Below are 24,416 nucleotides of genomic sequence, written 5' to 3'. Positions count from 1 at the left end.
CCTTGAATGCCGAACCATATCATGACTCGTCGGCCGAAGGCCGAAGATCATCGTCGAAGCGGGCCGGGCCATAACCCGTCACGCCAAGCACCACCGGATCGAAAACCCATCCCACACGCTCCAGCCACAGATGCAGGTCGCCGGTTGGAAATCCGGCGATGCGGCCTCCGTCGCGCGGGTTGAGATGATAGATGACGTGCAGGAGGATTTCTCGCTGCACGCGCGCGGCGTTCTTCCGGGTGTTGCGGCCGCGCCGGCGCGGCGGCGTTGCCGCGATCACGGCCATCGCGTCGTAGAGGCGCCAGAATGCTTCCTTGTCGAAGAATTCGCGCTCATGGATGGCGTGCATGAACGAGCCTTCGGCCGCGACATTATTGGCGGCGAGAATGGCGCGGGCGTGGGCCAGGTCGGACGTCATGACTGATGGTCGCTCGTCGCAGCGTTGTGGTTCACGCGGCGGCCAATGAATGATGCCATCATGGCAACCGGAGACGCGTTCAGGTCAAGTCAGGAGAGCAGCTGCGATGACATACAAGAACCCCAGCATCACCGTCGACTGCGTCGTATTCGACGACCGCGACCGCCTGCTGCTGATCCGGCGGCGCAATCCGCCGTTCGCGGGGCAGTTCGCTTTGCCTGGCGGCTTTGTCGATTACGGCGAGACCACCGAGGCGGCGGCGCGCCGCGAGCTTTTGGAGGAAACCGGCCTCACGGCCAAAGACCTGCGGCTGATCGGCGTTTATTCGGACCCGAAGCGCGATCCGCGCGGCCACACCATCAGCATTGCCTATCTTGTGGTGATCGAGGACGGCGCGCCGACAGCCGGCGATGACGCGACAGAAGCGCAATTCCGCGTTGACTGGCGCGAGCTTGAACTCGCGTTCGATCACAATGAGATTGTGCGGGATGCGGTGAGGATGCGAAGGTTAAAACGATAATTTTTATGGCGCGAAACACCGTCCCAGATTTCGCTGCGCATCATACGGTAACTTCAAGCGCGTGACTTCTGGGAGTGCGAAGAGGCGTTGTGATATGATCGCGTCTCTATGTCCAGTCTGTGAGGGATGCGCGATTGCGCCTCGCTATCGGCCCTCCCGTCGAAGCAGCCCGTCACCTACCGTGAATCGTTGCGTTCTTTCCTGATCGCTCAGTTGTTCGCAAGCTTCGGCTTCAGTTCTGCTATCAGTTGGCCAGCTTCGTACGCGCCGCCTTGGTTCCCCTTGTACATGACCACAAAGAATCCTCCCCCCGATTTGTTGATTGGCAGAGTGGCATAGGTGCTAAAAACTGTTGTGGTCGTCGTCGTAAGTTTGGGTCCGAAATTTTCGCGAGCTGCCTTCTCGCGCAAGTACGCGGGAAGCTTCCCGGCTTTTTGTGCATCCAAAGCGGCCTGATCTTCGATTGTAAGCAACGAAAATCGTTGATGTCCGTTCTGAACGGTCATCTCGGACGCCCGTAACATTAGCATCGATCTGACCTTCTCTTCGGATGTGAATCCATTTCCCGATATCACGATGATACCAGTGTTCTGATCAATCATCTTGTCCGTGAAGCCACCCGTAAGACCCGTCTCCTGGTATTTCGTCGCACAGCCAGAAACTGCAATCGAAAACGAGAAGATAATGGCAGGAAGTAGTTTCGTTCCAAGCCGTTCCATATGAAAAGTCCTGCGTCGCAATTATAAAAAGCCACTCAAAGAAAATGGTGGGCTTGGCGCTACGCGCCTTAGCCCACCATGCGTGTCTAGGTCCCCGCTTTCGCGGGGACGACGGAGTGGCCTACAACGCCTTGTTGCTCTCCTTCACCAGCGTGGCGTTCCGGGCGGCATGAGTTGCTTCAGAATCGAGTGCCGTGGTGTGCGGTGCCTTCACCTTGTCAGCGTCGACATAAACCTGCTGGCCCATGGCGTTGAACTTGTCCGACATCTCCTTCATGCCAGCTTGAGCAGCGTCTAGCCCAAGCGCGGTCTTCTCGTTATCGCCGAGGCTCGCCGCATAGTCGCGCACATCCTGCGTGATCTTCATCGAGCAGAATTTCGGACCGCACATCGAGCAGAAATGCGCGACCTTGTGCGCTTCCTTCGGCAGCGTTTCGTCATGATATTCACGCGCGGTGTCGGGATCGAGGCCGAGATTGAACTGATCCTCCCAGCGGAAGTCGAAGCGCGCGCGGCTCAATGCATCATCGCGGAGCTGCGCCGCGGGATGGCCCTTGGCGAGATCGGCGGCGTGCGCGGCGATCTTGTAGGTGATGACGCCTTCCTTGACGTCGTCGCGGTTCGGCAGGCCGAGATGCTCTTTCGGCGTGACGTAGCAGAGCATCGCGCAGCCGAACCAGCCGATCATCGCCGCGCCAATGCCCGAGGTGATGTGGTCATAGCCCGGCGCGATGTCGGTGGTGAGCGGCCCAAGCGTATAGAACGGGGCTTCGCCACATTCCTTCAACTGTTTGTCCATGTTGATCTTGATCTTGTGCATCGGCACATGGCCGGGGCCTTCGATCATCACCTGGCAGCCCTTCTTCCAGGCGATCTGCGTCAGTTCGCCGAGCGTCTCGAGTTCGGCGAATTGCGCGCGGTCGTTGGCGTCGGCGATCGAGCCGGGCCGCAGGCCGTCGCCGAGCGAGAACGACACGTCATACTTGCGCATGATGTCGCAAATCTCGTCGAAGCGTTCGTAGAGGAAGCTTTCCTTGTGCCGCGACAGGCACCACTTGGCCATGATCGAACCGCCGCGCGAAACGATGCCGGTGACTCTATTGGCGGTCAGCGGCACATAGGCCAGCCGCACGCCGGCATGGATGGTGAAGTAATCGACGCCCTGTTCGCATTGCTCGATCAGCGTGTCCTTGTAGCATTCCCAGTCCAGCTTGACCGGATCGCCATTGACCTTTTCCAGTGCCTGATAGATCGGCACGGTGCCGATCGGCACCGGGCTGTTGCGGATGATCCATTCACGGGTGTTGTGGATGTTACGGCCGGTGGAGAGATCCATCACCGTGTCGGCGCCCCAGCGGATCGACCACACCATCTTCTCGATCTCTTCTTCGACCGAAGAGGTGACCGCCGAGTTGCCGATATTGGCGTTGATCTTAACGAGGAAGTTGCGGCCGATGATCATCGGCTCGAGTTCGCCATGGTTGATGTTGCTCGGGATGATCGCGCGGCCGCGGGCGATCTCGTCGCGCACGAATTCCGGCGTGATGAAGGCGGGCAGCGATGCGCCGAAGCTCTCGCCATCGGCGAGCGCGGCCTCGGCGCGGTCCAGCATCTTTTTGCGGCCGAGATTTTCGCGCTCGGCGACGTAGATCATTTCCTTGGTGATGATGCCGGCGCGCGCAAATTCATATTGCGTCACCTTGGCATCGCCGATGGCGCGCATCGGCTTGGGCGTGTTCGGGAACATGCGGGCGAGATGTTTGCCGGTGACATTGCCGTTGTCCTCGGCCTTGATCTCGCGGCCTTCGTACTCCTCGACGCCGCCACGTTCCTTCACCCACGCGGTGCGGACGCGCTTCAGGCCCTTCTCGACATCAATGACGGCATCGTTGTCGGTATAGGGGCCCGACGTGTCGTAGATCGGGACCGGTGCTTCATTGGCGGCCGGCGTCAGCAGGATCTCCCGCAAGGGAACGCGCAGGTCCGGCGCGGCGTCCGGCGTCACATGGATTTTGCGCGAACCCTGAATGGGGCCGGTGGTGACTTTCGGCGTCACGAGATCGTTCGGGGAGACGGGCCTGTTCATTGTCTTCTCCTCTAGGCCGGCACGGCCGGTTGCGTTGTGTATTCGAGCCAGGCGCGCACGCGCGCGTCCGGATCGGAATTGCGGGTGACGTCGCTGACGACGGCGATGGAATCGGCGCCGGCCTTGAACACCGCGGGCGCCTGCTCCAGCGTGATGCCGCCGATGGCGATCAACGGAATGCTGCCGATGCGCTTTTTCCAGACGCCGATCTTGTCGAGCCCTTGCGGAGCGAAGCGCATCACCTTGAGCGTGGTCGGATAGATCGGACCCAGCGCGACATAATCGGGATCGTGGCGCAGCGCGTTGTCGAGTTCTTCGTCGTCATGCGTGGAGAGCCCGAGCGTAAGACCGGCGCGGCGGATCGCCGGAATGTCGGCCTCGGCGAGATCCTCCTGGCCGAGATGCAGATGCTGCGCGCCGGCCTCGATCGCCGCCTGCCAGTAATCGTTGACGACAAGTTTTGTGTTCGTGCCCTTGGTCGCCGCGAGCGCGGCGCGTACCAACGGCAGAGCGTCCGCGTGCGACAGATCCTTTGCACGCAATTGCACCGTGCCGACGCCAAGCCGCGTTAGGCGTTCGACCCAAGGAAGCGTATCGACGACAGGATAGAAGCGATCAGGATACGGCATGCCAGAACGGGGTCCCGATGACAGGAGTGGATGGAGAGGCGAAATCGCGCGCGCCCATCAGGCCCGCTTCATAGGCGATGCGGCCGCTTTCGACGCCGAGTTTGAACGCGCTCGCCATGTTGACCGGATCGGCCGCTTTCGCGACGGCGGTGTTGAGCAGCACGGCGTCATAGCCAAGCTCCATCGCATCGGCGGCATGCGACGGCGCGCCGAGCCCGGCATCGACAACGAGCGTGATGTCGGGCAGCCGTGCCCGCATGAGCTTCAGCGCGTCGCGATTGATCAGCCCGCGGGCGCTGCCGATCGGCGCCGCCCATGGCATCACCACGCGGCAGCCGGCATCGACCAGGCGCTGCGCGACGCCAAGATCCTCGGTCGTGTAGGGGAAGACCTCGAAGCCATCCTTAACGAGAATGTTTGCAGCTTCGACCAGTCCGACGACATCGGGCTGCAGCGTTTCGTCGTCGGCGATGACTTCCAGCTTGATCCACGATGTGCCGAACAATTCGCGCGCCATCTGCGCGGTGGTGACGGCTTCGCGCACCGAGCGGCAACCGGCGGTGTTCGGCAGCACGGCGACCTCGAGTTCGCGGATCAGCGACCAGAAGTTGTTGCCGGATTTGCCGCCCGCGGTTTCGCGGCGCAGGGCGACAGTGGCAATCTGCGCGCCCGAGGCGCGGATCGCCTCTTGCATGATCGCGGGCGAGGGATAGAGCGCCGTGCCGATCAGGAGGCGAGAGGAGAAGGTTTTGCCGTAGAGGGTCAGCATAATGGTCCTCGCATGCTGCCAACTTTCCGCTCGTCCCCGCGCAGGCGGGGGCCCAGGGTTTCACGCTGGATTCCCGCCTTCGCGGGAATGAGCGGGTGAAGAGGAAACATCATCATCCCCCTTGCCGTGGCGTGAGGATTTCGACCTCGTCGCCATCCTTCAGCGCGGTTTCGCCCCAGCGGGCGCGTTGCACGACCTCGTAATTCACGGCGACGACGAAATGCGTGCCCTCGAATTCCAGTTCACGCAGCAGGGCATCGACATGCGCGGCTGCGATATCCCTGCGTTCGCCATTGACGATCAATTGCATCGTATAACCTCGTTATCGATTGCGCCCCGCGCGACATAGGCCAGCGTCATTTCGGCAAGCGCCGGCGCGATGAGGAAGCCGTGGCGGTAAAGCCCGTTCACCGCGATCTGCGATCCTTCGATCGTGATGCGCGGCAGATTGTCGGGATAGGCCGGCCGCAAACCGCTGTCGAATTCGACGATGCGGGCTTCGGCAAAGGCCGGATGTACGGCATAGGCCATGCTGAGCAATTCCAGCGCCGAGCGCACGCTCATGCCGTTGTCTTCGCTTTCAAGCGAGGTCGCGCCGATCATGATGCGATTGTCGGCGCGCGGCACGACATAAAGCGGCCAGCGCGGATGCATCAGCCGCACCGGGCGCGACAGCGAGATTTCATTGGTCTCGACTATGATGGTTTCGCCCTTCACGCCGCGCAGGTTGCCCGCCGCTTCGGTTGCCACGTCTTCGCGCGCGGCAAGCCCACGGCAATCGATCACGAGGCCGTCGAGATCGCGCGGCTCGCAGGTGCTGTCGAACCGGATCGCGACGCCATGCGCGGTGAGCTGTTCATGCAGTGAAGGCAGCACGCGGCGCGGCTCGACATGGCCTTCCTCTGCAAAGAACAGCGCTTCGCGGAAGCGGCCGCCGAGCGCCGGCTCGAGTTCGCCGATGCGATTGTCGTGGATGCGCTCGTGATGGGCGGTCATGCGCGCGAAGCGCTCGAAATCGGTCCGGTCGCGCGGATGGGCGATGACTAATGAACCGTTAAAGACGGTGTCCGGCACGTGCTCGCGCCACAGGCTGAGCGAGCGGGCCCCCAGCCGCGTGATGATAGGTTCCGCCGCTTCCTGTTCGCACCACGGCGCCAGCATGCCGCCGGCATGCACGCTGGTGGATTGGGTAAGGTCGCGGCCGCTGCGCTCGTACACGGTGACCGGATGGCCCGCCTTGGCGAACAGCAGCGCCTGCCATGTGCCGCCAATGCCGGCACCGACGATGCTGACAGGCGTTTCGGATGGGGTGGAGGATCGCGCCATCGGATGTGATGACGGATATTGCGCCTGTTGGCGCGACGAATCGAACTTTGACTGCATATCCCTGTCCCTTCGCCGGCATGACCCGGATCAGGTTCAAAGGGTTACCGCATTATGCGGAATCTCAGCCCCTCTTCGGGACTCCCCTCGGAACGAGGCTAATGTAAGCGTATAGGCGCGGGTGTCAACGCGTGGGGACGTTAGCCATTGCCATTTCGCCGCGGCTCCCGCATTCCATGGGCAAGTTCCGCGAGACACGGGGAAGGGCCGCCGCTTGACACGTCACGTCAAAAACATCCTGTTCATCATGTGCGATCAGTTGCGCTTCGACTATCTGTCCTGCGCCGGCCATCCGACGCTCCGCACCCCGAACATCGATGCATTGGCGGCGCGCGGCGTGCGTTTTACCCGCGCCTATGTGCAATCGCCCGTGTGTGGAGCCTCGCGCATGAGCTTCTATACCGGCCGCTACGTGCAGTCGCATGGCGCCGCCTGGAACGGATTTCCGCTGAAGGTCGGCGAGATGACCATGGGCGATTATCTCCGCCCGCTCGGCGTTCAGACGGTGCTGGTCGGCAAGACGCATATGCAGCCGGACGCCGAAGGCATGGAGCGGCTCGGCATCGACCCGCAGTCGATCATCGGTGTGCGGGTGTCCGAATGCGGCTTCGATCCTTACGAGCGCGACGACGGATTGCACGGTATCGGTCCCGATGGTCGCTATGACCCGCGGCTGCCGCGCTACAATTCCTATCTCAACGACAAAGGCTATCCCGGCGACAATCCCTGGCACGACTACGCCAACGCGGCGCAGGGCAGCGATAATGAACTCGCATCCGGCTGGGCGATGCGGCATGCGCGCAAGCCCGCGCGCGTCGCCGAGGAGGATTCCGAGACGCCCTATATGACGCGCCGCGCCATGGACTTCATCACCGAGGCGGGAGACGCGCCGTGGTGCCTGCACCTGTCATACATCAAGCCGCACTGGCCCTATATCGCGCCACCGCCGTATAACGACATGTACAGCGCCGACGATGTCATTCCGGCGGTGAAGAACGAGGAGGAGCGCGCCGATCCGCACCCCGTCTATCGCGAATTCATGAATCATCTGGTCGGACGGAATTTTGCGCGCGAGGAGGTGCGGCGCGAGGTGATCCCGGTCTATATGGGCTTGATCCGGCAGATCGATGATCAGCTCGGCCTTCTGTTCGGCTTCATGCGCGAGCGTGGGCTGATGGACAACACGCTGATCGTTTTCACCTCCGATCACGGCGATTATCTCGGCGACCATTGGCTCGGCGAGAAGGACCTGTTTCACGAGCCGTCGGTGAAAATTCCGCTGATCGTCTACGATCCTTCGCGGTCTGCCGACGCGACGCGCGGATCAGTCTGCGATGTGCTGGTGGAATCGATCGATCTGTTGCCGACTTTCCTCGACAGCTTTGGCGCCGATCCGCAGGAGCAGTCGCACCGGCTGGAGGGGCGCTCGCTGCATCCATGGCTGCGAGGCGAACATCCGAAAGACTGGCGCGACATCGTTTTCAGCGAATACGATTATTCCATGCTGCCTGCCGCTATGAAGCTCGGCGTGGCACCGCGCGATGCACGGCTGTTCATGGCTGCCGACCGGCGCTGGAAATACGTCCACGCGGTCGGCTTCCGTCCGATGCTGTTCGATATGGAATCCGATCCTTGCGAGTACCGCGATCTTGGCGCCAACCCCGCTTATGCGCATGAGCGCGAGCGGCTGGCGGCGGCTTTGTCGGACTGGGCGTTGCGGCAATCGCAACGCACGACGATCTCCGAGCGCCAGATTCTCGCCGGGCGAGGAAAGTCGCAGCGACGCGGCATCCTGATCGGAGTCTGGGACGAAAGTGAGACTCCGCAGGACTTATGGAGTTCATATCGCGGTGGCGGATGATTTGCCGGTGTCGCCGACGTAGCATTGCGAAAAAGCCAAAACCGAGAATCAAGGCCGATTGGGAGGGCATCATGCATCGCCGCAAATTCGTGTTGTCGATCGCGCTCACGGGCGCTCTCGCCGCCACACATGGGATGCCCGCGCTCGCGCAGGTCGGGGAGCAGCCGATCCGCATCGTGTTTCCTTTCACTGCGGGCGGATCAGGCGATGCGCTCTCGCGGCTGATCGCGGACAAAATGCGTGCCGGGCTCAAGGCTCCGGTGATCGTCGAGAACCGGACCGGGGCGGGCGGGCGGCTGGGTGTGCAAGCGGTGAAGAATGCCGCGCCTGATGGCATGACCTTGTTGCTCGTGCCGATTGCGCCGGTCGCGGTCTATCAGCATGTCTACAAGTCGCTCGATTATGATCCGTTCACCGACCTCCAGCCGGTGGCGCAGCTCGGCACGTTCGATTTCGGCATCGCGGTCGGTCCGCATGTGCCAGCCAAGACGTTGAAGGAGTTGGTCGCCTGGGCCAAGGCCAACCCGAAGGAGGCCAATTACGGAACGCCCGCGGCCGGAACACTGCCGCATTTTCTCGGCGCGCTGTTCGGCCAGCGTGCCGGGCTCGATTTCCGGCACATCGCCTATAAAGGATCGGCAGCGGCTCTCACGGACATGATCGGCGGGCAAATTCCGATCGTGGTGACCACCAATTCCGATCTCGTCGAGATGCATAAGGGCGGCCGCATCCGCGTGCTCGCCACCTCGGACGCACAACGCTCGCAATTTCTGCCCGACATTCCGACCTTCCGCGAGGCTGGCTATGATCTGCAGGCGACCGGCTGGTACGGAGTTTTTGCGCCGGCCAAAACGCCGCCGGATGTCATCGAAAAGCTCAACAAGGTGATCGTTGAGGCGGTCAAGGCGCCCGACGTGCGCGAGCGCCTGCTTGCCTTCGGTTTGCAACCGACCGGGACGTCTGCAGCCGAGCTCGCAGTGATCATGAAGCGCGACTCTGCCTTTTGGGCACCGGCGGTGAAGGCGTCGGGGTTCACGCCGGAGAACTAGCCGCGGCCGATTTCAATACGGTCGCAGGAGCCCGCTGTCGTTGCACTAAACAATGCAGGTCTCTGCGTCCGTCCGTCAGCGCCGGCCTCGAGCTATTGTGCGGCAGCAACGTTGGCACCGCGCAAGCCGGCGCGGGAGACGGCTGCCTTCACAAGGCCTTGCGTCATCGCTTCATTGGCGAAGGTGCGGAGGAAGGGCAGGCCCTGGTCACGTCCCTTCGGAATCGCGATGGCGTGGCGCTCGAAGCCCCAGCGGCCATCCAGCACTTTCGAGCCGGGCACGGCATCGGACATTTCGAACAGCGTTGCCTTGTTGGTGGCATAGGCGTCGATCTTGCCTTCTCCCATCATCTCGATGCCTTGCTTCAGCGTGACGACGCGGACGACTTCGGCATTCTTCAGGTCGCGCGACAGCACGCCATCGGATGACGAACCTTGCGTGACGCCAACGCGCACGCCTTTGGTGTCGATGTCCGGTACATCGGCGATCTTTGAGTCTTTCGATACGAGATAGCCAAGCTCGATCTCGAGATAGGGCTGGCTGAAATCCATGATCTTCGCGCGGGCGGCCGAGGCATTGGTGAAGGCGATATCGGTTGCGCCGGTCTTCACAGCTTCGAGCACTTCGGCATTCTTGGCGAAGACGACCGGCTCGTAAGGCACGCCGAGCCTGGCAGCGAGCGCCTTGCCAAGTTCATAGCCGACGCCGCGCGGCTGTTCCGATGTCGCATCAAGGATCGATGTCGGCGTGCCGGGATAAAGGCCGACCCGCAGCTTGCCGCTTGGGGCAAGGAGCTTTTGAAGTTCAGGTGCAGCCTGTTGCGCTGTTGCCGGGAAGCCGGCGACGGACAATACAACGAGCGTCAATAACGCGATGACCGCTCTTCGCGTCGCAATCATAGGCGTCTCTCCCCAAAAAATCGTTTTTGTTCAGTGTCGTTATTTCTGCGGCAGCTTCGTCACGGCTACGCGCGCGACGCCATCGATCTCAGCGGTGATCCGCACGATCCTGGAATCGAACGCGATGCCGACAAGCCGCAGTCCGGTGATGGTCGCATCCGCCTTCACGCCATCGGCCTGCTGACGGAAATCGGCAAGCGCCTTGTCGATGTTTCGGCGCGCATTGGCAAGAGCGGGGCGCAGATCGATCACCGTGTTCTTCGACAGCGCGGCCTGCAATTGCGGCATCGCCGCTTTCGCCGCTGCGCCGAGCAGTCCGAAAGCAGCATCCGATTCCACTGCGAGCTGGACATCCTCAAGCCGCAGGGTCTGCTGGGTCTGATCGAGCATGGGTTTTCCCGACACGTGCACGGTCGCTTGGGCGCCAAGGCCGAGCCAGCTTTTCTGCTCCACCGCCTTCACCAGAAGAGACACCAGCATACGGTCGCCCATTGCCGCCGCCGTGGCGCGCTGAACCGTGACTTTGGCTGCTGCATTTTTTTCTTCAGGAAAAGTCCGGCCCTTGATCTGCGCGTCCAGCAGCCGGTTGATCTCGGAGAACGGCACGTCGATCGGCAGACCAATGGCGAGACGGCCCTGATCCTTGGGCGCAACGAGTTCGAGCTTGCCGGGAAAGGGACAGTCCGGCTTGGTTTCCTGCGCGACAATGCGCGTATCGGCCTCGATGCCGAGCGTCAGGGTGACGTTGTTGGCATCGACGATGGGTTGCGCGGCGAAGGCGCGCGTCGGGCGCATTTCAAGAAACAGAGCAGGGCGTCCCACATCGGCGGCGCCGAGCGAGATCGAGCGGCAGATCTTGGCCCATTCGCGCCGCGCCGCATGTTCGATGAAGGCATCGTTGCGCAACCGGCTCTGCAGGACGGCCATCTGTTCGGAGACGGCGCGATCGACCAGTGGCTTGACCTCTTTCCCGCCGTTCAGCTTCAGGCCGGCAAGCTGGATGTTGGCGTCGCTGATTTTCACTTGCGCATTGAGATTCGGCTCAAGCCGCCAACCGGTTGTGATGGTCGGACGCGACGTGACGGCGACATGGCCCTTGATGTCGGCGCGCTGATCGAGCACGCGGCCGCTTGTATCCTTCGTGGCACGTCCGGCCTTTTCGCCGAGCAGTCCGGCAAGCGCACCGGTGATGTTGCTTAGTTGCTCGGCCGCCTTGCCGCTGACGCGCAGCGAACCATTGAGCGTTGTTGCGACGGTGAGGCCATCGGCGCGCCCCGTCAGCGTCAGCGGCTCGCGGTCCAGCGTATAGCCGATCTCTGCCTGCGCCATCAATTTGCCGAGCTGCGTGTCCGGTTTGCCCGTCAGATTGCGCGGCGTGGCCTGTTCCATCGCCTGCCGGATGGCCGGAAGCGCGATCGAGACCGGCGCGACGATGACCGACGACCGTGTCGCCGGCGGCAATGGTGGCTTTTCCGCGATGATCGGCTTTTGCGGCTCGGGTGACGATAAGCGGTCCATCGCCCAGAGCGTCCCGAAGAAGAACGCCACCGCAATCGCGATGCCACCGCCGATCAGCTTGTACATGATGTCACGGCCCCCGGCGGATCCGTTTCAGTGCGAGAACGGTCTGCCCGGCGAGTCCAGCCTCGCATACCGGCGAAAGTGCGGCGCCAAAATACGGCGCCACACGTTAATCCGGACGGCCCATCCGGTACGGTTTGAGCACCGCGTAAATCACTTCGCTGGCCGGCACCGGCACGCTGAACTTGTGGCCCAATTCGACCACCTTGCCGGCGAGCCAGTCGAGTTCAAGCCGGTTGCCGTTGTTGAGATCGTTGGCCATGGAGGCGCGCATGCTGGGCGGAAAGCCTTGCGCCGTCTTCATCTGCTCATCGGCATAATTCGCCGGCAGGTCGACCCCGGACGCGCGCCCGACCGCGACCGCTTCCGACATCAGCTTGTGAAAGAGATTTTTCATGTCGGGATCGGCGAGAATGTCGCCGATGGTCCGGCGGGTGCTGGCGGTGATGCCGGAGGTGCCGGACAGCAGCACGAACTTTTTCCACATGTCGGTCTTCATCGTCGTGGTGACATTGAAGTCGATGCCGGCGGCTTTGAATTCTGCGGCATAGCGGTTGAGCGTGCCGTCATCGCGGCCGTCGAGCCGGCCGCAGACGATGCGCGCGCCTGGGCCGCTGTGGCGGATCACGCCCGGCTCTGCGATGGTGGTGACGATATAGGTCGAACCGCCGATCACATGATCATCGCCGAGGATCGGGGCGATGTGTTCGACGCTGTCGACACCATTCTGCAAGGTGATGACGCGCGTATTTGGCCCGACCATCGGACGCGTCTGTTCGGCGGCAGCTTCGGTGTCCCACAGTTTGACCGCAAAGAGAACCACATCGACGGGACCGACCGCGCGTGGGTCGTCGGTGGCGTTGACATCCTTCAGATGCAGATTGCCAAGCGGGCTCTCGACGATAAGGCCTTTGGTGCGGATGGCATCGCGATGTGCGCCACGGGCGACGAAGGCCACGTCATGACCGGCTGCGGCCATGCGGGCGCCGAAATATCCGCCGACCGCTCCGGCCGCCATCACTGCAATGCGCATGAAAAAATCCGTCCGCTTTTCTGGCGGACGGATCATTCAGTCGACGGAGAGAGAAGTCCAGTATCGAGACGAAAGAAATTTCTCTATCGGTGTGTTACGGTCTTCGCATGCGCTTCCGCTGTTTCATCAAATCCGCAGGGCATCGATGGGATGCGGTTTCTTCGCGGCAGGAGCAGGTTGCGTGACCGCAACGGAATTGGCTGATGGTGCCGAAGGCGTGGCTGGCATTGGCGTGGCATGCGCCCGGTGTGCCGACGATACGTCGATCACCACGCTTTGACGCCGGTCGCTCTGCGCGGCCGGACGCTGCTCGCTTTGGGCTGCGTTTTGCGGACTGGTCCGCTTGACCATCGCCGGTGCGCGGCCGTGATCCGGCAGCACCACGACCTTGGCGCCGATCTTCACGCGCTTGTAAAGGTCGGTCACATCTTCGTTGGTCAGGCGGATGCAGCCCGACGAGACGCGCGTGCCGATCGTCGATGGCGCGTTGGTACCGTGGATGCGATAGATCGTATTGCCGAGATACATCGCGCGTGCGCCGAGCGGATTGGTCGGACCGCCAGCCATGAAGCGCGGCAGATAGGGCTGGCGTGCGATCATCTCCGGAGGCGGATTCCAGTCCGGCCATTCGGCCTTGCGGCCGATAGTCTGCGTGCCCGACCAGCGGAAGCCATCGCGGCCAACGCCGATGCCGTAACGGATCGCACGGCCGCCGCCGAGAACGTAATAAAGATACGTATTCGGCGTATCGATCACGATCGTGCCGGGCGCTTCGGAGGTCCGATAAGACACGATCTGTCGGCGCAGATGCGCGGGCAATTCAGAAACAGTCTCTTCTTCCTCGATCGCATCCTGGCGCGGGGCGGCGCTGCGGAAAATCGACGTCTGATACCGGGTGCCGGGATCGGCGTAATAGCGGGCGGCCGGGTCGGAATAATAGGATGATTGTGCGGAAGCTGGGTTCTGGAGTGCAAGCAATGCGATGCAGAACGCACCTGTCGCAAACGCTGGCCTAGTCGTCCTCATGGCAATTCCCTCACCTCTGCCGGGCTCGCTGTGCGGGACCGGCCCCTGGGACATGGCCTCATCGACAAAGCTAAGTGGGGAACCGCGGACCGGTTCCTTCACGATAATTTGGGCCGCGTCAGGAACACCTTTAGGACATGGGCATTTCAGCCCGTTTATCCCGAACGGTAAAATTTGAGCGGATCTGCGTTTCCCTGCCCCCGAGGACGCGCCATCAGCTTCACTCGGGGCCGCTGGCCGCGTCTGCGTCAGACGCTCCGTTCCTGCCGGTCACTGCGCACGGGCTGTGCCCGCCCAAGCTTTGAACGGCCGCAGATGCACATCTGAGCTTGCGGAGCGGCGCTAGGCATTGTTCCATGCCGGCCGGGGTCGACGGTACCGCCGGACGGCATGTCCGGTGGCCGCTCGTACTTGTAGAGAGGAATTCACTATGTTTCGCCGTGCTGCAATTCTGGGTCTGGCTCTTGGCGCTGTCGCCACATCAACAGCGGCTTTTGCGCAGGCTATTCCCACCATTCGGGTCGGGTGGACCATCCCGGCTGAGGAAGCCAAATACTGGATGATGAAGCGTCCGGATAAATTCCCGAATCTGGGCAAGGTCTACAATATCGAATGGTCGCAGTTTAACGGCACCTCGCCGATGGCGGCGGCGATGCAGGCCGGCGCGCTCGATTGCGCGACGCAGGGCGTGCTGCCGATCGCGCAGGGCATGGCGACGGGCAACCTCGACCTTTATGTCGTGGCCCAGCATGTCGGCGAGCGGCCGGGCAGTTTTTCGGTCTATTGGGCGGTGAAGGAAGACTCGCCGATCAAGACCGTTGCGGACCTCAAGGGCAAGACCGTGGCGATCAGCGTTATCGGCGGTGGTACCTATGGCCCGTTCCAGATGATGCTGCGCAAGCACGGCATCGATCCGGAAAAGGATATCAAGCTGGTCGAGGTCGGCTTTGCCCTGTCTGAAGACGCCATTCGGTCCGGCCGCGTCGACTCGTCCAATATGAACCAGCCTTTTGCCGCGCGCTCGGAAGCCAAGGGCGGCCTGCGCAAGCTGTTCTCGCTGTCGGAAGTGGTGCCGAATATCGTGCACATCCTCGAAGCCTGCCGGAAGGATTTCGTCAACAAGAACCCGGAACTGGCAAGCGCCTATGTGAAGGATATCACCGCGGCCATGAAGATGGCGGTCGAAAATCGCGACGAGACGATGAAGGTCGTGTCGGAAGTAATGAAGGCGCCGATCCCGGTGCTCGACACCTATCTCCTGAAGCCGAACGACTTCGCGCGTGAGCCGGGCGCTGCGCCGAATTTCGAAGGCATCCAGGCGATGTTCGATGTCTATACCGACGCCAAGATGCTGCCGAAGAAGCTCGATGCCTCGACGCTGAAGCATCCGAAGATCGTCGCGCCGATGCAGTAAGGCGCGATCGCCATTTGCTTTTCTTCACCTCTCCCGACCGAAGTCGGGTGTTCCCGACTTCGGTCAGTATTGAAACGGCGCAAGTCGGAAACATCCGACTTGCGCTGGGAGAGGTCGATTTGCGAGTGTAGCGAAGCAAATCGGGTGAGGGGTTATTTCCATAGTGAGAGTTTAACCCCTCACCCCGACCCTCTCCCAAAGGGAGAGGGAGCCGACCGACATTGCGGCGACGGTGTTGCTTACACTTCCGGCCATTCCGCATTGCCCGCATGGGTCACCGCGCCCTTGTCGGCTTGCCCCACCAGCGCGGCATATTTCGCCAACAGACCCGCAGGATGCCGCGGCGCCGGAGCCACCCAGGCCGCCTTGCGGCGGGCCATTTCGGCGTCGTCGATCAGCAGGTCGATCCGGCGGGCATGGCCGTCGATGCGGATGCGATCGCCATTCTGAACGAGTGCGAGCGGTCCGCCGACAGCGGCTTCCGGCGCAATGTGACCAATGCAAAGACCGCGTGTGGCGCCAGAGAACCGGCCGTCGGTGAGCAGCGCGACTTTCTCGCCCATCTGCTGGCCATAGATGATTGCGGTGGTGCCGAGCATCTCGCGCATGCCGGGACCGCCCTTCGGTCCCTCATAGCGGATGATCAGCACTTCGCCTTCCTTGTAGTCGCGCTTCTGCACGGCCGCGGTGCAGGCATCCTCGCCATCGAATACGCGTGCCGTGCCCTCGAACACCAGTGACTTCAGGCCGGCGACTTTCAGCAAGGCGCCGTCCGGCGCCAGATTGCCCTTCAGTACGGCAAGCCCGCCATCAGGACGGATGGCGTTTTCGGTTTTGCGCACGACCTCGCCGTCGGCCTCGGGCGCAGCGGCATGTTCCTCGGCGAGCGTACGGCCGGTGACGGTGAGGCAGTCGCCGTGCATGTGACCGGCGCGGATCAATTCGCGAATGATGATCGAGACGCCGCCAATATCGTGTACGTCTTTGGCGAGGAAACGGCCACCCGGCTTCAGATCGCCGATCAGCGGTGTGCGCGCGAAGACCTGCTCCACGTCGTCCACCGTGAATGAGATGCCGGCTTCGTTGGCGATGGCCGGCAGATGCAGGGCCGCGTTGGTTGAGCCGCCGGTCGCGGCGACGATGGCGGCGGCATTCTCGAGCGACTTGCGGGTGACGAGTTCGCGCGGCAGCGGCCCGCCGCGTTTCAGAATATCCATCACGATCTCGCCGGCGCGCTGGGCGATCGCCGAACGTTGTGCATAGACGCCCGGCACCATCGCCGAATTCGGCACGGTGAGGCCGAGCGCCTCCGATACCATGGCCATGGTGTTGGCTGTGAATTGTCCCGGGCAGGCGCCGATGGAGGGAAGGGCGATGCGCTCCATTTCCGCGAGCGCCTCTTCCTTCATCTGTCCGGTCTGCACCGCGCCGACGCCCTCATAGGCATCGAGGATGGTGACATCCTTGCCGCGCAGACGGCCGGGCAGCGCCGAACCGCCATAGACGAACACCGATGGCACATTGCAGCGAACGATCCCCATCATCGCGCCGGGCAAGGTCTTGTCGCAGCCGCCGAACGCGACGAGCCCGTCATAGGCATGACCCTGCACCACGGCTTCGATGGAATCGGCGATCACCTCGCGGCTAACGAGCGAGAACTTCATGCCCTCGTGATTCATGCCGATGCCGTCCGACACCGAGATGGTGGTGAATTCGCGCGGCGTGCCGCCGGCTGCCGCGATGCCTTCCTTGGCGGATTCGACCTGCGGGAAATGCGTCATGTTGCAGGGCGTGGTGGTGCCTTTCATCGAGGCGACGCCGATCATCGGCTTGGCGATCGCTTCGTCGTCGAGGCCCATGCCGCGCATGAAGGCGCGGTGGGCGGTGCGATCCAGTCCGTTGCGCGTGATATCCGAGCGCAGGCGCATGTTACGAAGTCTCCTAATGTCCTTGAGATCAGTCCAGAATTTCAATCTTTGTCGCGATGCCAGCCGACGGTGGCGTCAGGCTTTGAATCGACGGATGCGAAATAGGGCTTGATATCGAGCACCGGCGTGTTGTCGAGGCAATCGATATTCTGAATCGACAGCGTGGTACGCTCGACTTTGAGCAGCTTCACCACGCTGAGCGCGATCGGGTTGGGCCGCACGGGCGAGCGCAACGCAAAGGTGCCGCGCCCCTCGCCATAATGGCGCGGGGTCTGCACCACGAGATCGCGGCGGGCCCGATCCATCCAGTACAGCACGATCAGGTGCGAACAGGTCTCGACCTTGTCGAGCGCCCTGGCATAGCGTGGATCGAGTTCGATGGTGCAGACGGCGTCGGATTCGCCGGCATTCTTCGGGCAGTCCTCGCGCCGCGTCCACGGCGTATGAATGCGGCCGATGAAATAGAGGCCGGCATCGAATGTGGATGGCAGATCGGTTGCGATTTCGCCGTCGCGAATGCCGAACGGATCTTTGGGCGGGGTCGTGGTGTCAGACATCGGCCGATGCTTTACGCCAAAAGGCGAAGGCTTGCCACGTGTGCAATGCATGCCGAGCGCGGGGAGAATAACGGCGAATAACAAAGCAGGCGGCATTGGCGCCGCCCGCAGGACCCGCAAGATCGTCTTTTTGCAACCGGACGCACTTGGCGTCCGTGTTTCGTCGTCAGCGATTTGGCTGCTGGACCTGTCTGCTCTCCGCAAAAGCGGCAGAACTGATCAGGGACACGGCGGCGATGCTGAGCAGCGACGCCGCAACGACGAGAACAATCACCATGATTTTCATGGTCGCCCTCCCTGTTTGGGCGATGTGCACTCGCCCTTTTGTGTCGCCCGGGCGGAAACAGCCTTTATTCACAGATTTGTCGAGTGAAACCCGGCATTCACCTTAAGAGGTAAGGTTTCCAGGGGGGCAGATTTCTCCAAAAGGGCCAAATTGTGGGCTTGCGCCCAACGAATTAACGTATAAAGATATCCTTATATCGATTGGCGCCGCCCTGGAGAGGCATATGGCCGGCTCGCTGGCTTTCGACACGATGCACGATGCACTGCGGGCGGTGGCCGAAGGCACGCGCTTGCGCATTCTTGCGCTCTTGGCTGAGGCCGAGCTGACCGTGTCCGATCTCACCGAGATCCTGCGCCAGTCGCAGCCACGTATCTCGCGCCACCTCAAGCTGCTCGCGGAAGCCGGCCTGATCGAGCGGCATCGCGAGGGCGCCTGGGCCTTCTTCCATCTGGCCAATCACGGCGACAGTGCTGTGATCGCGCGGATGCTGGTCGAGCGCCTCGACATCAATGATCCGGTCATCGCCCGCGACCGCGAACGCCTGACCGCCGTGCGCGAGGCGCGGGCAGATGCCGCGCAGAATTACTTCCGCGAGCATGCGGCGGAATGGGATCGCTTGCGCAAGCTGCATGCCGCCGACGATGCGGTGGAACAGGCCATTCAGAAGGCGCTCGGCGACAAGCCGTTTCGTTCGCTGCTCGATCTCGGTACCGGCACCGGTCGCATGCTGGAATTGTTCGGCCCACAAATCGACCGCGGCCTCGGCATCGATCTTTCGCTCGACATGCTGCTGTTGGCGCGCGCGCATCTCGAACGCGCCGGCCTGCGCCACTGCAGCGTGCGGCAGGGCGACATCTACGATCTGTCGGTGCCGCGCGATTCCTTCGATGTCGTGATCATCCATCAGGTGCTGCATTATCTCGATGATGGCGCCCGCGCGATCAAGGAAGCATCGCGTGCGCTGGTGCCGGGCGGCCGTCTGCTGGTGATTGATTTCGCTCCCCACGATCTCGAATTCCTGCGCGAGGAACACGCGCATCGCCGCCTTGGCTTTGCGCCGGAGATTGTCTCGCAATGGCTCACGGCGGCCGATCTCGACGTGACGCTGCAGAGAAATATCGCACCCGACAAGGATTCCGACGGCAAGGTCGCCGTCTCATTGTGGCTCGCACGCGACAAACGTGTGCGGATCGCCAGCCGGCAGGAGGTCGCATGATGAAGGCCATTGCTCCACGCGCCAGCCGTTTGATGAACGGACGCGGTCAAAAGCTGCGGGTGTCGTTCGAATTCTTTCCGCCGAAGACCGAAGAGATGGAGCGTTCGCTGTGGGAGGCGATCGAGCGGCTTGCGCCGATCTCCCCGCATTTCGTGTCGGTGACCTATGGCGCGGGCGGTTCGACCCGCGAGCGCACGCATGCGACGGTGAAGCGGATGCTGGATGAGACGGCGCTGACGCCGGCTGCGCATCTGACTTGTGTCGATGCCACGCGTGACGATGTCGATGCGGTGGTCCAAAATTATCGCGAGATCGGCGTCCGCCATATCGTCGCCTTGCGCGGCGATCCGACGAGCGGCGTCGGTGCGCATTATGCTCCGCATCCGGGCGGCTACCAGAATGCGGCGGATCTCGTCGCCGGCATCAGGCGCATTGGCGATTTCGAGGTGTCGGTTTCGGCCTATCCCGAAAAGCATCCCGATTCGCGTGACACCGAAGTCGATCTCGACATGTTGAAGGCGAAGGTCGATGCCGGCGCAACACGCGCGATCACGCAATTCTTCTTCGATAACGACCTTTACTTCAGCTATCTCGATCGCGTGCGCGCCCGCGGCATTAATATCCCGATCGTGCCGGGCATTGTGCCGGTGCAGAATTTCAAGCAGGTGCGCAATTTTGCCGAGCGCTGCGGCACTTCGATCCCGCGCTGGCTCGCACAGCGATTTGATGGCCTCGACGATGACGTGGCGACGCGCAAGTTGGTCGCCGCTGCGGTGGCCGCCGAACAGGTACTCGATCTCGTCGATCGCGGTGTCACCGATTTCCATTTCTACACGATGAACCGGGCCGATCTCGTCTACGCGGTTTGCCATCTGCTTGGCCTGCGTCCGGCCTTGAAGGAGGCCGCGTGATTTGTCGCCGCTTTGTCGTCATGGCCGGGCTTGGCCCGGCCATCCGCGATTTTGCTTTCAAGAAAGACGTGGATGCTCGGCACAAGGCCGGGCATGACAGAGTATGTGGGAGTCGATAGTGACCTCTCTGAAATCATCCCCCGCCGAAACCGCCCTCCGCTCCCTCGCATCCGAGCGCATTCTGCTGCTCGATGGCGGCATGGGCACGATGCTGCAGCAGCACAAGTTCGACGAGGCGGCATTCCGGAACAGCCGCTTCAAGCTCTGGCATCGCGACGTGCGCGGCAACAACGATCTATTGACGTTGACGCAGGGCGATGCCGTGCGCGACATCCATCTCGCCTATTTTCGGGCCGGCGCCGACATCGTTTCCACCAACACCTTTTCATCGACCGTGATCGCGCAGGCCGATTACGGCATGGAAGGGCTGGTGCCGGAGCTGAACCGCGCCTCTGCCGTTCTTGTGCGCGAGGCCGCGGCGATCGCGCGGAAGGAGGACGGCAAACAGCGTTTTGTCGCCGGCGCGATGGGCCCGACCAATCGCACCGCCTCGCTGTCGCCCGACGTCAACAATCCGGGCTTTCGTGCGGTCACCTTCGACGAATTGAAGGATGCCTATGCCCAACAGGCGAAGGCTCTGCTGGAAGGCGGCGTCGATCTGCTTCTGCTAGAGACCATTTTCGACACGCTCAATGCTAAAGCTGCGCTGTACGCGATTGCCGAGCTGGAAGAAGCGCGCGGTGAAAAGATCCCGGTGATGATCTCCGGAACCATCACCGATCTGTCGGGCCGCATGCTTGCGGGGCAGACGCCGGAAGCGTTCTGGAATTCGGTCCGTCATGCCGCGCCGCTCTCGGTCGGTCTGAACTGCGCGCTCGGTGCCAAGGAAATGCGCGCGCACATGGACGAGCTCAGTCAGGTCGCCGATACGCTCACCTGTGCCTATCCGAATGCCGGCCTGCCGAACGAATTCGGGATGTATGACGAGAGCCCCGCGCACATGGCCGGGCTCCTTGCGGAGTTTGCAGCGTCGGGTCTTGTGAATATCGTCGGCGGCTGCTGCGGTACGACACCGGATCATATGCGCGCCATCGCGCAAGCGGTGGCCGACAAGAAGCCGCGCGCGATCCCGGTGACCGAACGGCGGTTGCGGCTTTCCGGACTCGAGCCATTCACGCTGACGCCGGAAATCCCGTTCGTGAATGTCGGCGAGCGCACCAATGTCACCGGCTCGGCGAAATTCCGGAAATTGATCACCAATGGCGACTACAATGCCGGTCTCGCCATCGCCCGCGATCAGGTGGAAAACGGCGCGCAGATCATCGACGTTAACATGGACGAAGGCCTGCTCGATTCCGAACAGGCGATGGTGACCTTCCTCAATCTGATCGCCGCCGAGCCGGACATCGCGCGCGTGCCGATCATGATCGATTCATCGAAATTCCAGGTGATCGAGGCCGGCCTGAAATGCGTTCAGGGCAAGTGCATCGTCAATTCGATCTCGATGAAAGAAGGTGTCGACGCCTTCATCCATCATGCGAAGATCGTGCGCCGCTATGGTGCTGCGGTGGTGGTGATGGCGTTCGATGAAAAGGGACAGGCCGATACCATCGAGCGCAAGACCGAGATCTGCGCCCGCGCCTATGACATCCTTGTCAACGAGGTCGGCTTTCCGCCGGAAGACATCATTTTCGACCCGAATATCTTCGCGGTGGCGACCGGCATCGAGGAACACAACAATTACGGCGTCGCCTTCATCGAGGGGGCGCGGTTCGTCCGTGAGAACCTGCCGCATGCGCACGTGTCGGGCGGCGTCTCGAATTTGTCGTTCTCGTTCCGCGGCAACGAGCCGGTGCGCGAGGCGATGCATTCGGTGTTCCTGTATCACGCCATCAAGGCCGGCATGGATATGGGCATCGTCAATGCGGCGCAGATGGCAGTGTATGACGACCTCGATGCGGAACTGCGCGAGGCCTGCGAGGACGTGGTGCTCAATCGCCGCGAGGACGCTGCGGAACGGCTGCTCGACATTGCCAAGCGTTTCTTCGGACAGACCCGCGAGAAAGCGGAAGCCGATCTCGCCTGGCGCGAATGGCCTGTGGGCAAGCGGCTGTCGCATGCATTGGTGCACGGTATCACCGATTTCATCACTGAAGATACCGAAGCGGCGCGGCTGGAGGCGAATCGTCCGCTCGACGTGATCGAAGGCCCGCTGATGGACGGCATGAACGTTGTCGGCGACCTGTTCGGCTCTGGCAAGATGTTCCTGCCGCAGGTGGTTAAATCCGCGCGCGTGATGAAACAGGCGGTCGCCTATCTCATGCCGTTCATGGAAGCGGAGAAGGCCGCGAACGACAAAGGCCAGAGCAATTCCAACGGCAAGATCCTGATGGCGACGGTGAAAGGCGATGTGCATGACATCGGCAAGAACATCGTCGGCGTCGTGCTCCAGTGCAACAATTACGAGGTGATCGATCTCGGCGTCATGGTGCCGGCGGCCAAGATCCTGGAGACCGCGCGCGAGCTGCAGGTCGACCTGATCGGATTGTCAGGGCTGATCACGCCCTCGCTCGACGAGATGTGCCATGTCGCGGCGGAGATGGAACGGCAGAATTTCGATCTGCCGCTGCTGATCGGCGGCGCGACCACCAGCCGCGTGCATACGGCGGTGAAGATCCATCCGAATTATCGCAACGGCCAGGCCGTCTATGTCACCGATGCCAGCCGTGCGGTCGGCGTGGCGCAAGCGCTGATGTCGAAAGACGGCCGGGCGGCCTATGTCGAGAGCACGCGGGCGGAATATGCGCAGATCGCAGCCGCGCATGCGCGCGGGCAGGAGGACAAGAAGCGGCTGTCGTTCGCCGAAGCAAAAGGCAATGCGCTGAAGCTCGATCCGGCGCAGGCGCTGGCGCCGAAACCGCAATTCCTCGGCACCAAGGTGCTGCAGAATTATCCGCTGGCAGAGCTGGTCGATTATATCGACTGGACTCCATTCTTCTCGACATGGGAATTGACCGGCCGCTATCCGACCATTCTCAATGACGAGAAATACGGTGAGGCTGCGCGCTCGCTGTTCAACGATGCGCAGGCGATGCTGAAGCAGATCGTCGACGAGCAATGGGTGCAGGCTTCGGCGGTGATCGGCTTCTGGCCGGCGGCACGGGATGGCGACGACATTCGCGTGTATGACGAAGCAGGGCGATCACAGATCGCCACGCTGCATGGCCTGCGTCAGCAGATTGCGCGGCGCGACGGGCGGCCGAATGTCTCGATTGCCGATTTCGTCGCACCGAAGTCAGGCAGCGTGCTGGATCACGTCGGTGCCTTCGCCGTCACCGCGGGCATTGGCGAAGATGTCATCGCCAACCGTTTCAAGCGCGCGAATGACGATTATTCGGCGATCATGATGTCGGCTTTGGCCGATCGCCTCGCCGAAGCCTTTGCCGAGCATCTGCACGAGCGCGTGCGTAAGGAATTCTGGGGTTATGCGCCGGACGAGAAATTCACGCCGGCCGAGCTGATCGCGGAGAGCTACCAGGGCATCCGTCCGGCGCCGGGCTATCCGGCGCAGCCTGACCACACCGAGAAGGACACGCTGTTCAAGCTGATCGATGGTGAGCGTATCGGCATCTCGCTGACCGAGAGCTTCGCCATGTGGCCGGGCGCTTCGGTTTGCGGGCTCTATTTCAGCCACCCGCAGAGCCACTATTTCGGTGTGGGCAAGATCGAGCGCGATCAGGTGGAAGACTATGCCCGCCGCAAGGGCTGGAGTGTCGCCGAATGCGAACGCTGGCTGGCGCCGGTGCTGAACTACGATCCGCTGGCGCAGGCCAAGGTCACGGATAAGTCGAAGGCGGCGTAGAAGCGGCCATTTCGGGAGTTTACGGCGGATCGGCCCCGGAATCGGTGGCGCGAGTGCCTGTTTTCCCTGATTCCGGCTCGCATGCTTGCCTCTCGACCGAAATGTCAAAGCCCAAAAACACGAACACCGGAGGGGATGAATCCCGCTCCGGTGTCCGGTGAACTCTCGCCGCCAAGATACGCGCGCGGCGTTTGTTGGTCTTATAGGGTCACACCCGAAATCAGAACGCTCCCAGCAACACCGCGCCCACGAAGGCGAACACGGCGAAG

Annotated in this window: 20 protein-coding genes and 1 riboswitch; of the genes, 7 read left to right on the top strand and 13 right to left on the bottom strand. The window is 62.1% G+C overall.

Annotated elements, in window-relative coordinates:
* Window positions 1-19 precede the first annotated feature (19 nt).
* A complete protein-coding gene (locus CAK95_RS01935; protein WP_086086291.1) occupies window positions 20-418 on the bottom strand; it encodes a hypothetical protein in 399 nt (132 codons plus the stop codon).
* Window positions 419-524: 106 nt separating this feature from the next.
* On the opposite strand from CAK95_RS01935, the gene CAK95_RS01930 reads away from it, so the two are divergent.
* Complete coding sequence (locus CAK95_RS01930) at window positions 525-938, top strand: NUDIX domain-containing protein (protein WP_086086290.1); 414 nt, start codon at window positions 525-527, stop codon at window positions 936-938.
* Between the two features lie 209 nt (window positions 939-1,147).
* Here CAK95_RS01930 and CAK95_RS01925 read toward each other — a convergent pair whose 3' ends face one another.
* From CAK95_RS01925 to CAK95_RS01900, 6 genes are all read right to left on the bottom strand, one after another.
* Complete coding sequence (locus CAK95_RS01925; RefSeq protein WP_086086289.1) at window positions 1,148-1,657, bottom strand: CC0125/CC1285 family lipoprotein; 510 nt, start codon at window positions 1,655-1,657, stop codon at window positions 1,148-1,150.
* Between the two features lie 121 nt (window positions 1,658-1,778).
* Window positions 1,779-3,743 (bottom strand): phosphomethylpyrimidine synthase ThiC, encoded by a 1,965-nt coding sequence (gene thiC / locus CAK95_RS01920; RefSeq protein ID WP_086086288.1) that lies wholly within the window; start codon window positions 3,741-3,743, stop codon window positions 1,779-1,781.
* 11 nt (window positions 3,744-3,754) lie between these two features.
* The gene (locus CAK95_RS01915) at window positions 3,755-4,372 is read right to left on the bottom strand and encodes a thiamine phosphate synthase (protein ID WP_086086287.1); all 618 of its coding nucleotides are present in this window, start codon (window positions 4,370-4,372) and stop codon (window positions 3,755-3,757) included.
* Window positions 4,359-5,141 (bottom strand): thiazole synthase, encoded by a 783-nt coding sequence (locus CAK95_RS01910; protein ID WP_086086286.1) that lies wholly within the window; start codon window positions 5,139-5,141, stop codon window positions 4,359-4,361. The genes CAK95_RS01915 and CAK95_RS01910 overlap by 14 nt, the downstream gene beginning before the upstream one ends.
* A gap of 112 nt (window positions 5,142-5,253) precedes the next feature.
* Window positions 5,254-5,451: a sulfur carrier protein ThiS gene (thiS, locus tag CAK95_RS01905; protein ID WP_086086285.1), complete on the bottom strand. Its 198-nt coding sequence runs from the start codon at window positions 5,449-5,451 to the stop codon at window positions 5,254-5,256.
* Window positions 5,442-6,467, bottom strand: a complete 1,026-nt coding sequence (locus tag CAK95_RS01900) for an FAD-dependent oxidoreductase (RefSeq protein ID WP_086091138.1) — start codon at window positions 6,465-6,467, stop codon at window positions 5,442-5,444. The genes thiS and CAK95_RS01900 overlap by 10 nt, the downstream gene beginning before the upstream one ends.
* Window positions 6,468-6,514: 47 nt before the next feature.
* Window positions 6,515-6,622: riboswitch (TPP riboswitch) on the bottom strand.
* A gap of 116 nt (window positions 6,623-6,738) precedes the next feature.
* Here CAK95_RS01900 and CAK95_RS01895 point away from each other — a divergent pair.
* Together CAK95_RS01895 and CAK95_RS01890 are read left to right on the top strand one after the other, a co-directional pair.
* Window positions 6,739-8,385: an alkaline phosphatase family protein gene (locus CAK95_RS01895; protein WP_086086284.1), complete on the top strand. Its 1,647-nt coding sequence runs from the start codon at window positions 6,739-6,741 to the stop codon at window positions 8,383-8,385.
* Window positions 8,386-8,456: 71 nt separating this feature from the next.
* Window positions 8,457-9,434 (top strand): Bug family tripartite tricarboxylate transporter substrate binding protein, encoded by a 978-nt coding sequence (locus tag CAK95_RS01890; RefSeq protein ID WP_157699500.1) that lies wholly within the window; start codon window positions 8,457-8,459, stop codon window positions 9,432-9,434.
* A 92-nt stretch (window positions 9,435-9,526) separates the two neighbouring features.
* Here the strand turns inward: CAK95_RS01890 and CAK95_RS01885 are convergent, their stop codons facing one another.
* From CAK95_RS01885 to CAK95_RS01870, 4 genes are all read right to left on the bottom strand, one after another.
* Complete coding sequence (locus CAK95_RS01885; RefSeq protein WP_086086282.1) at window positions 9,527-10,333, bottom strand: transporter substrate-binding domain-containing protein; 807 nt, start codon at window positions 10,331-10,333, stop codon at window positions 9,527-9,529.
* Window positions 10,334-10,372: 39 nt separating this feature from the next.
* Window positions 10,373-11,917 (bottom strand): DUF4403 family protein, encoded by a 1,545-nt coding sequence (locus tag CAK95_RS01880; protein WP_086086281.1) that lies wholly within the window; start codon window positions 11,915-11,917, stop codon window positions 10,373-10,375.
* Between the two features lie 106 nt (window positions 11,918-12,023).
* Window positions 12,024-12,947 carry a ketopantoate reductase family protein gene (locus CAK95_RS01875; RefSeq protein ID WP_086091137.1) on the bottom strand — a complete coding sequence of 308 codons (924 nt, stop codon included), beginning with the start codon at window positions 12,945-12,947 and terminating at the stop codon, window positions 12,024-12,026.
* 126 nt (window positions 12,948-13,073) lie between these two features.
* Window positions 13,074-13,973 (bottom strand): L,D-transpeptidase, encoded by a 900-nt coding sequence (locus CAK95_RS01870; RefSeq protein WP_245303589.1) that lies wholly within the window; start codon window positions 13,971-13,973, stop codon window positions 13,074-13,076.
* A 430-nt stretch (window positions 13,974-14,403) separates the two neighbouring features.
* Here CAK95_RS01870 and CAK95_RS01865 point away from each other — a divergent pair, with 430 nt between their 5' ends.
* Window positions 14,404-15,387, top strand: coding sequence for an ABC transporter substrate-binding protein (locus tag CAK95_RS01865; protein WP_086086280.1), 984 nt, complete (start codon window positions 14,404-14,406; stop codon window positions 15,385-15,387).
* Window positions 15,388-15,626: 239 nt separating this feature from the next.
* Here CAK95_RS01865 and ilvD read toward each other — a convergent pair whose 3' ends face one another.
* Both ilvD and tsaA read right to left on the bottom strand, forming a co-directional pair.
* Window positions 15,627-17,315, bottom strand: a complete 1,689-nt coding sequence (gene ilvD, locus CAK95_RS01860; protein ID WP_086086279.1) for a dihydroxy-acid dehydratase — start codon at window positions 17,313-17,315, stop codon at window positions 15,627-15,629.
* A 41-nt stretch (window positions 17,316-17,356) separates the two neighbouring features.
* The gene (gene tsaA / locus CAK95_RS01855) at window positions 17,357-17,872 is read right to left on the bottom strand and encodes a tRNA (N6-threonylcarbamoyladenosine(37)-N6)-methyltransferase TrmO (RefSeq protein WP_086091136.1); all 516 of its coding nucleotides are present in this window, start codon (window positions 17,870-17,872) and stop codon (window positions 17,357-17,359) included.
* A gap of 509 nt (window positions 17,873-18,381) precedes the next feature.
* Here tsaA and CAK95_RS01850 point away from each other — a divergent pair.
* The 3 genes from CAK95_RS01850 (at window position 18,382) to metH (ending at window position 24,147) form a co-directional block, all read left to right on the top strand.
* Window positions 18,382-19,374, top strand: a complete 993-nt coding sequence (locus CAK95_RS01850) for an ArsR/SmtB family transcription factor (RefSeq protein ID WP_086086278.1) — start codon at window positions 18,382-18,384, stop codon at window positions 19,372-19,374.
* A complete protein-coding gene (gene metF, locus CAK95_RS01845) occupies window positions 19,371-20,285 on the top strand; it encodes a methylenetetrahydrofolate reductase [NAD(P)H] (RefSeq protein WP_425349663.1) in 915 nt (304 codons plus the stop codon). Before CAK95_RS01850 ends, metF begins: the two co-directional genes overlap by 4 nt.
* A gap of 127 nt (window positions 20,286-20,412) precedes the next feature.
* A complete protein-coding gene (gene metH, locus CAK95_RS01840; protein WP_245303934.1) occupies window positions 20,413-24,147 on the top strand; it encodes a methionine synthase in 3,735 nt (1,244 codons plus the stop codon).
* The last annotated feature ends 269 nt before the right edge of the window (window positions 24,148-24,416 follow it).

Source organism: Pseudorhodoplanes sinuspersici, assembly GCF_002119765.1.
In the GTDB taxonomy this organism is placed as follows: Bacteria; Pseudomonadota; Alphaproteobacteria; order Rhizobiales; family Xanthobacteraceae; genus Pseudorhodoplanes; species Pseudorhodoplanes sinuspersici.
Note: the sequence above shows the minus strand (reverse complement) of the source record. Positions and strands in the feature narration are given on the sequence as shown.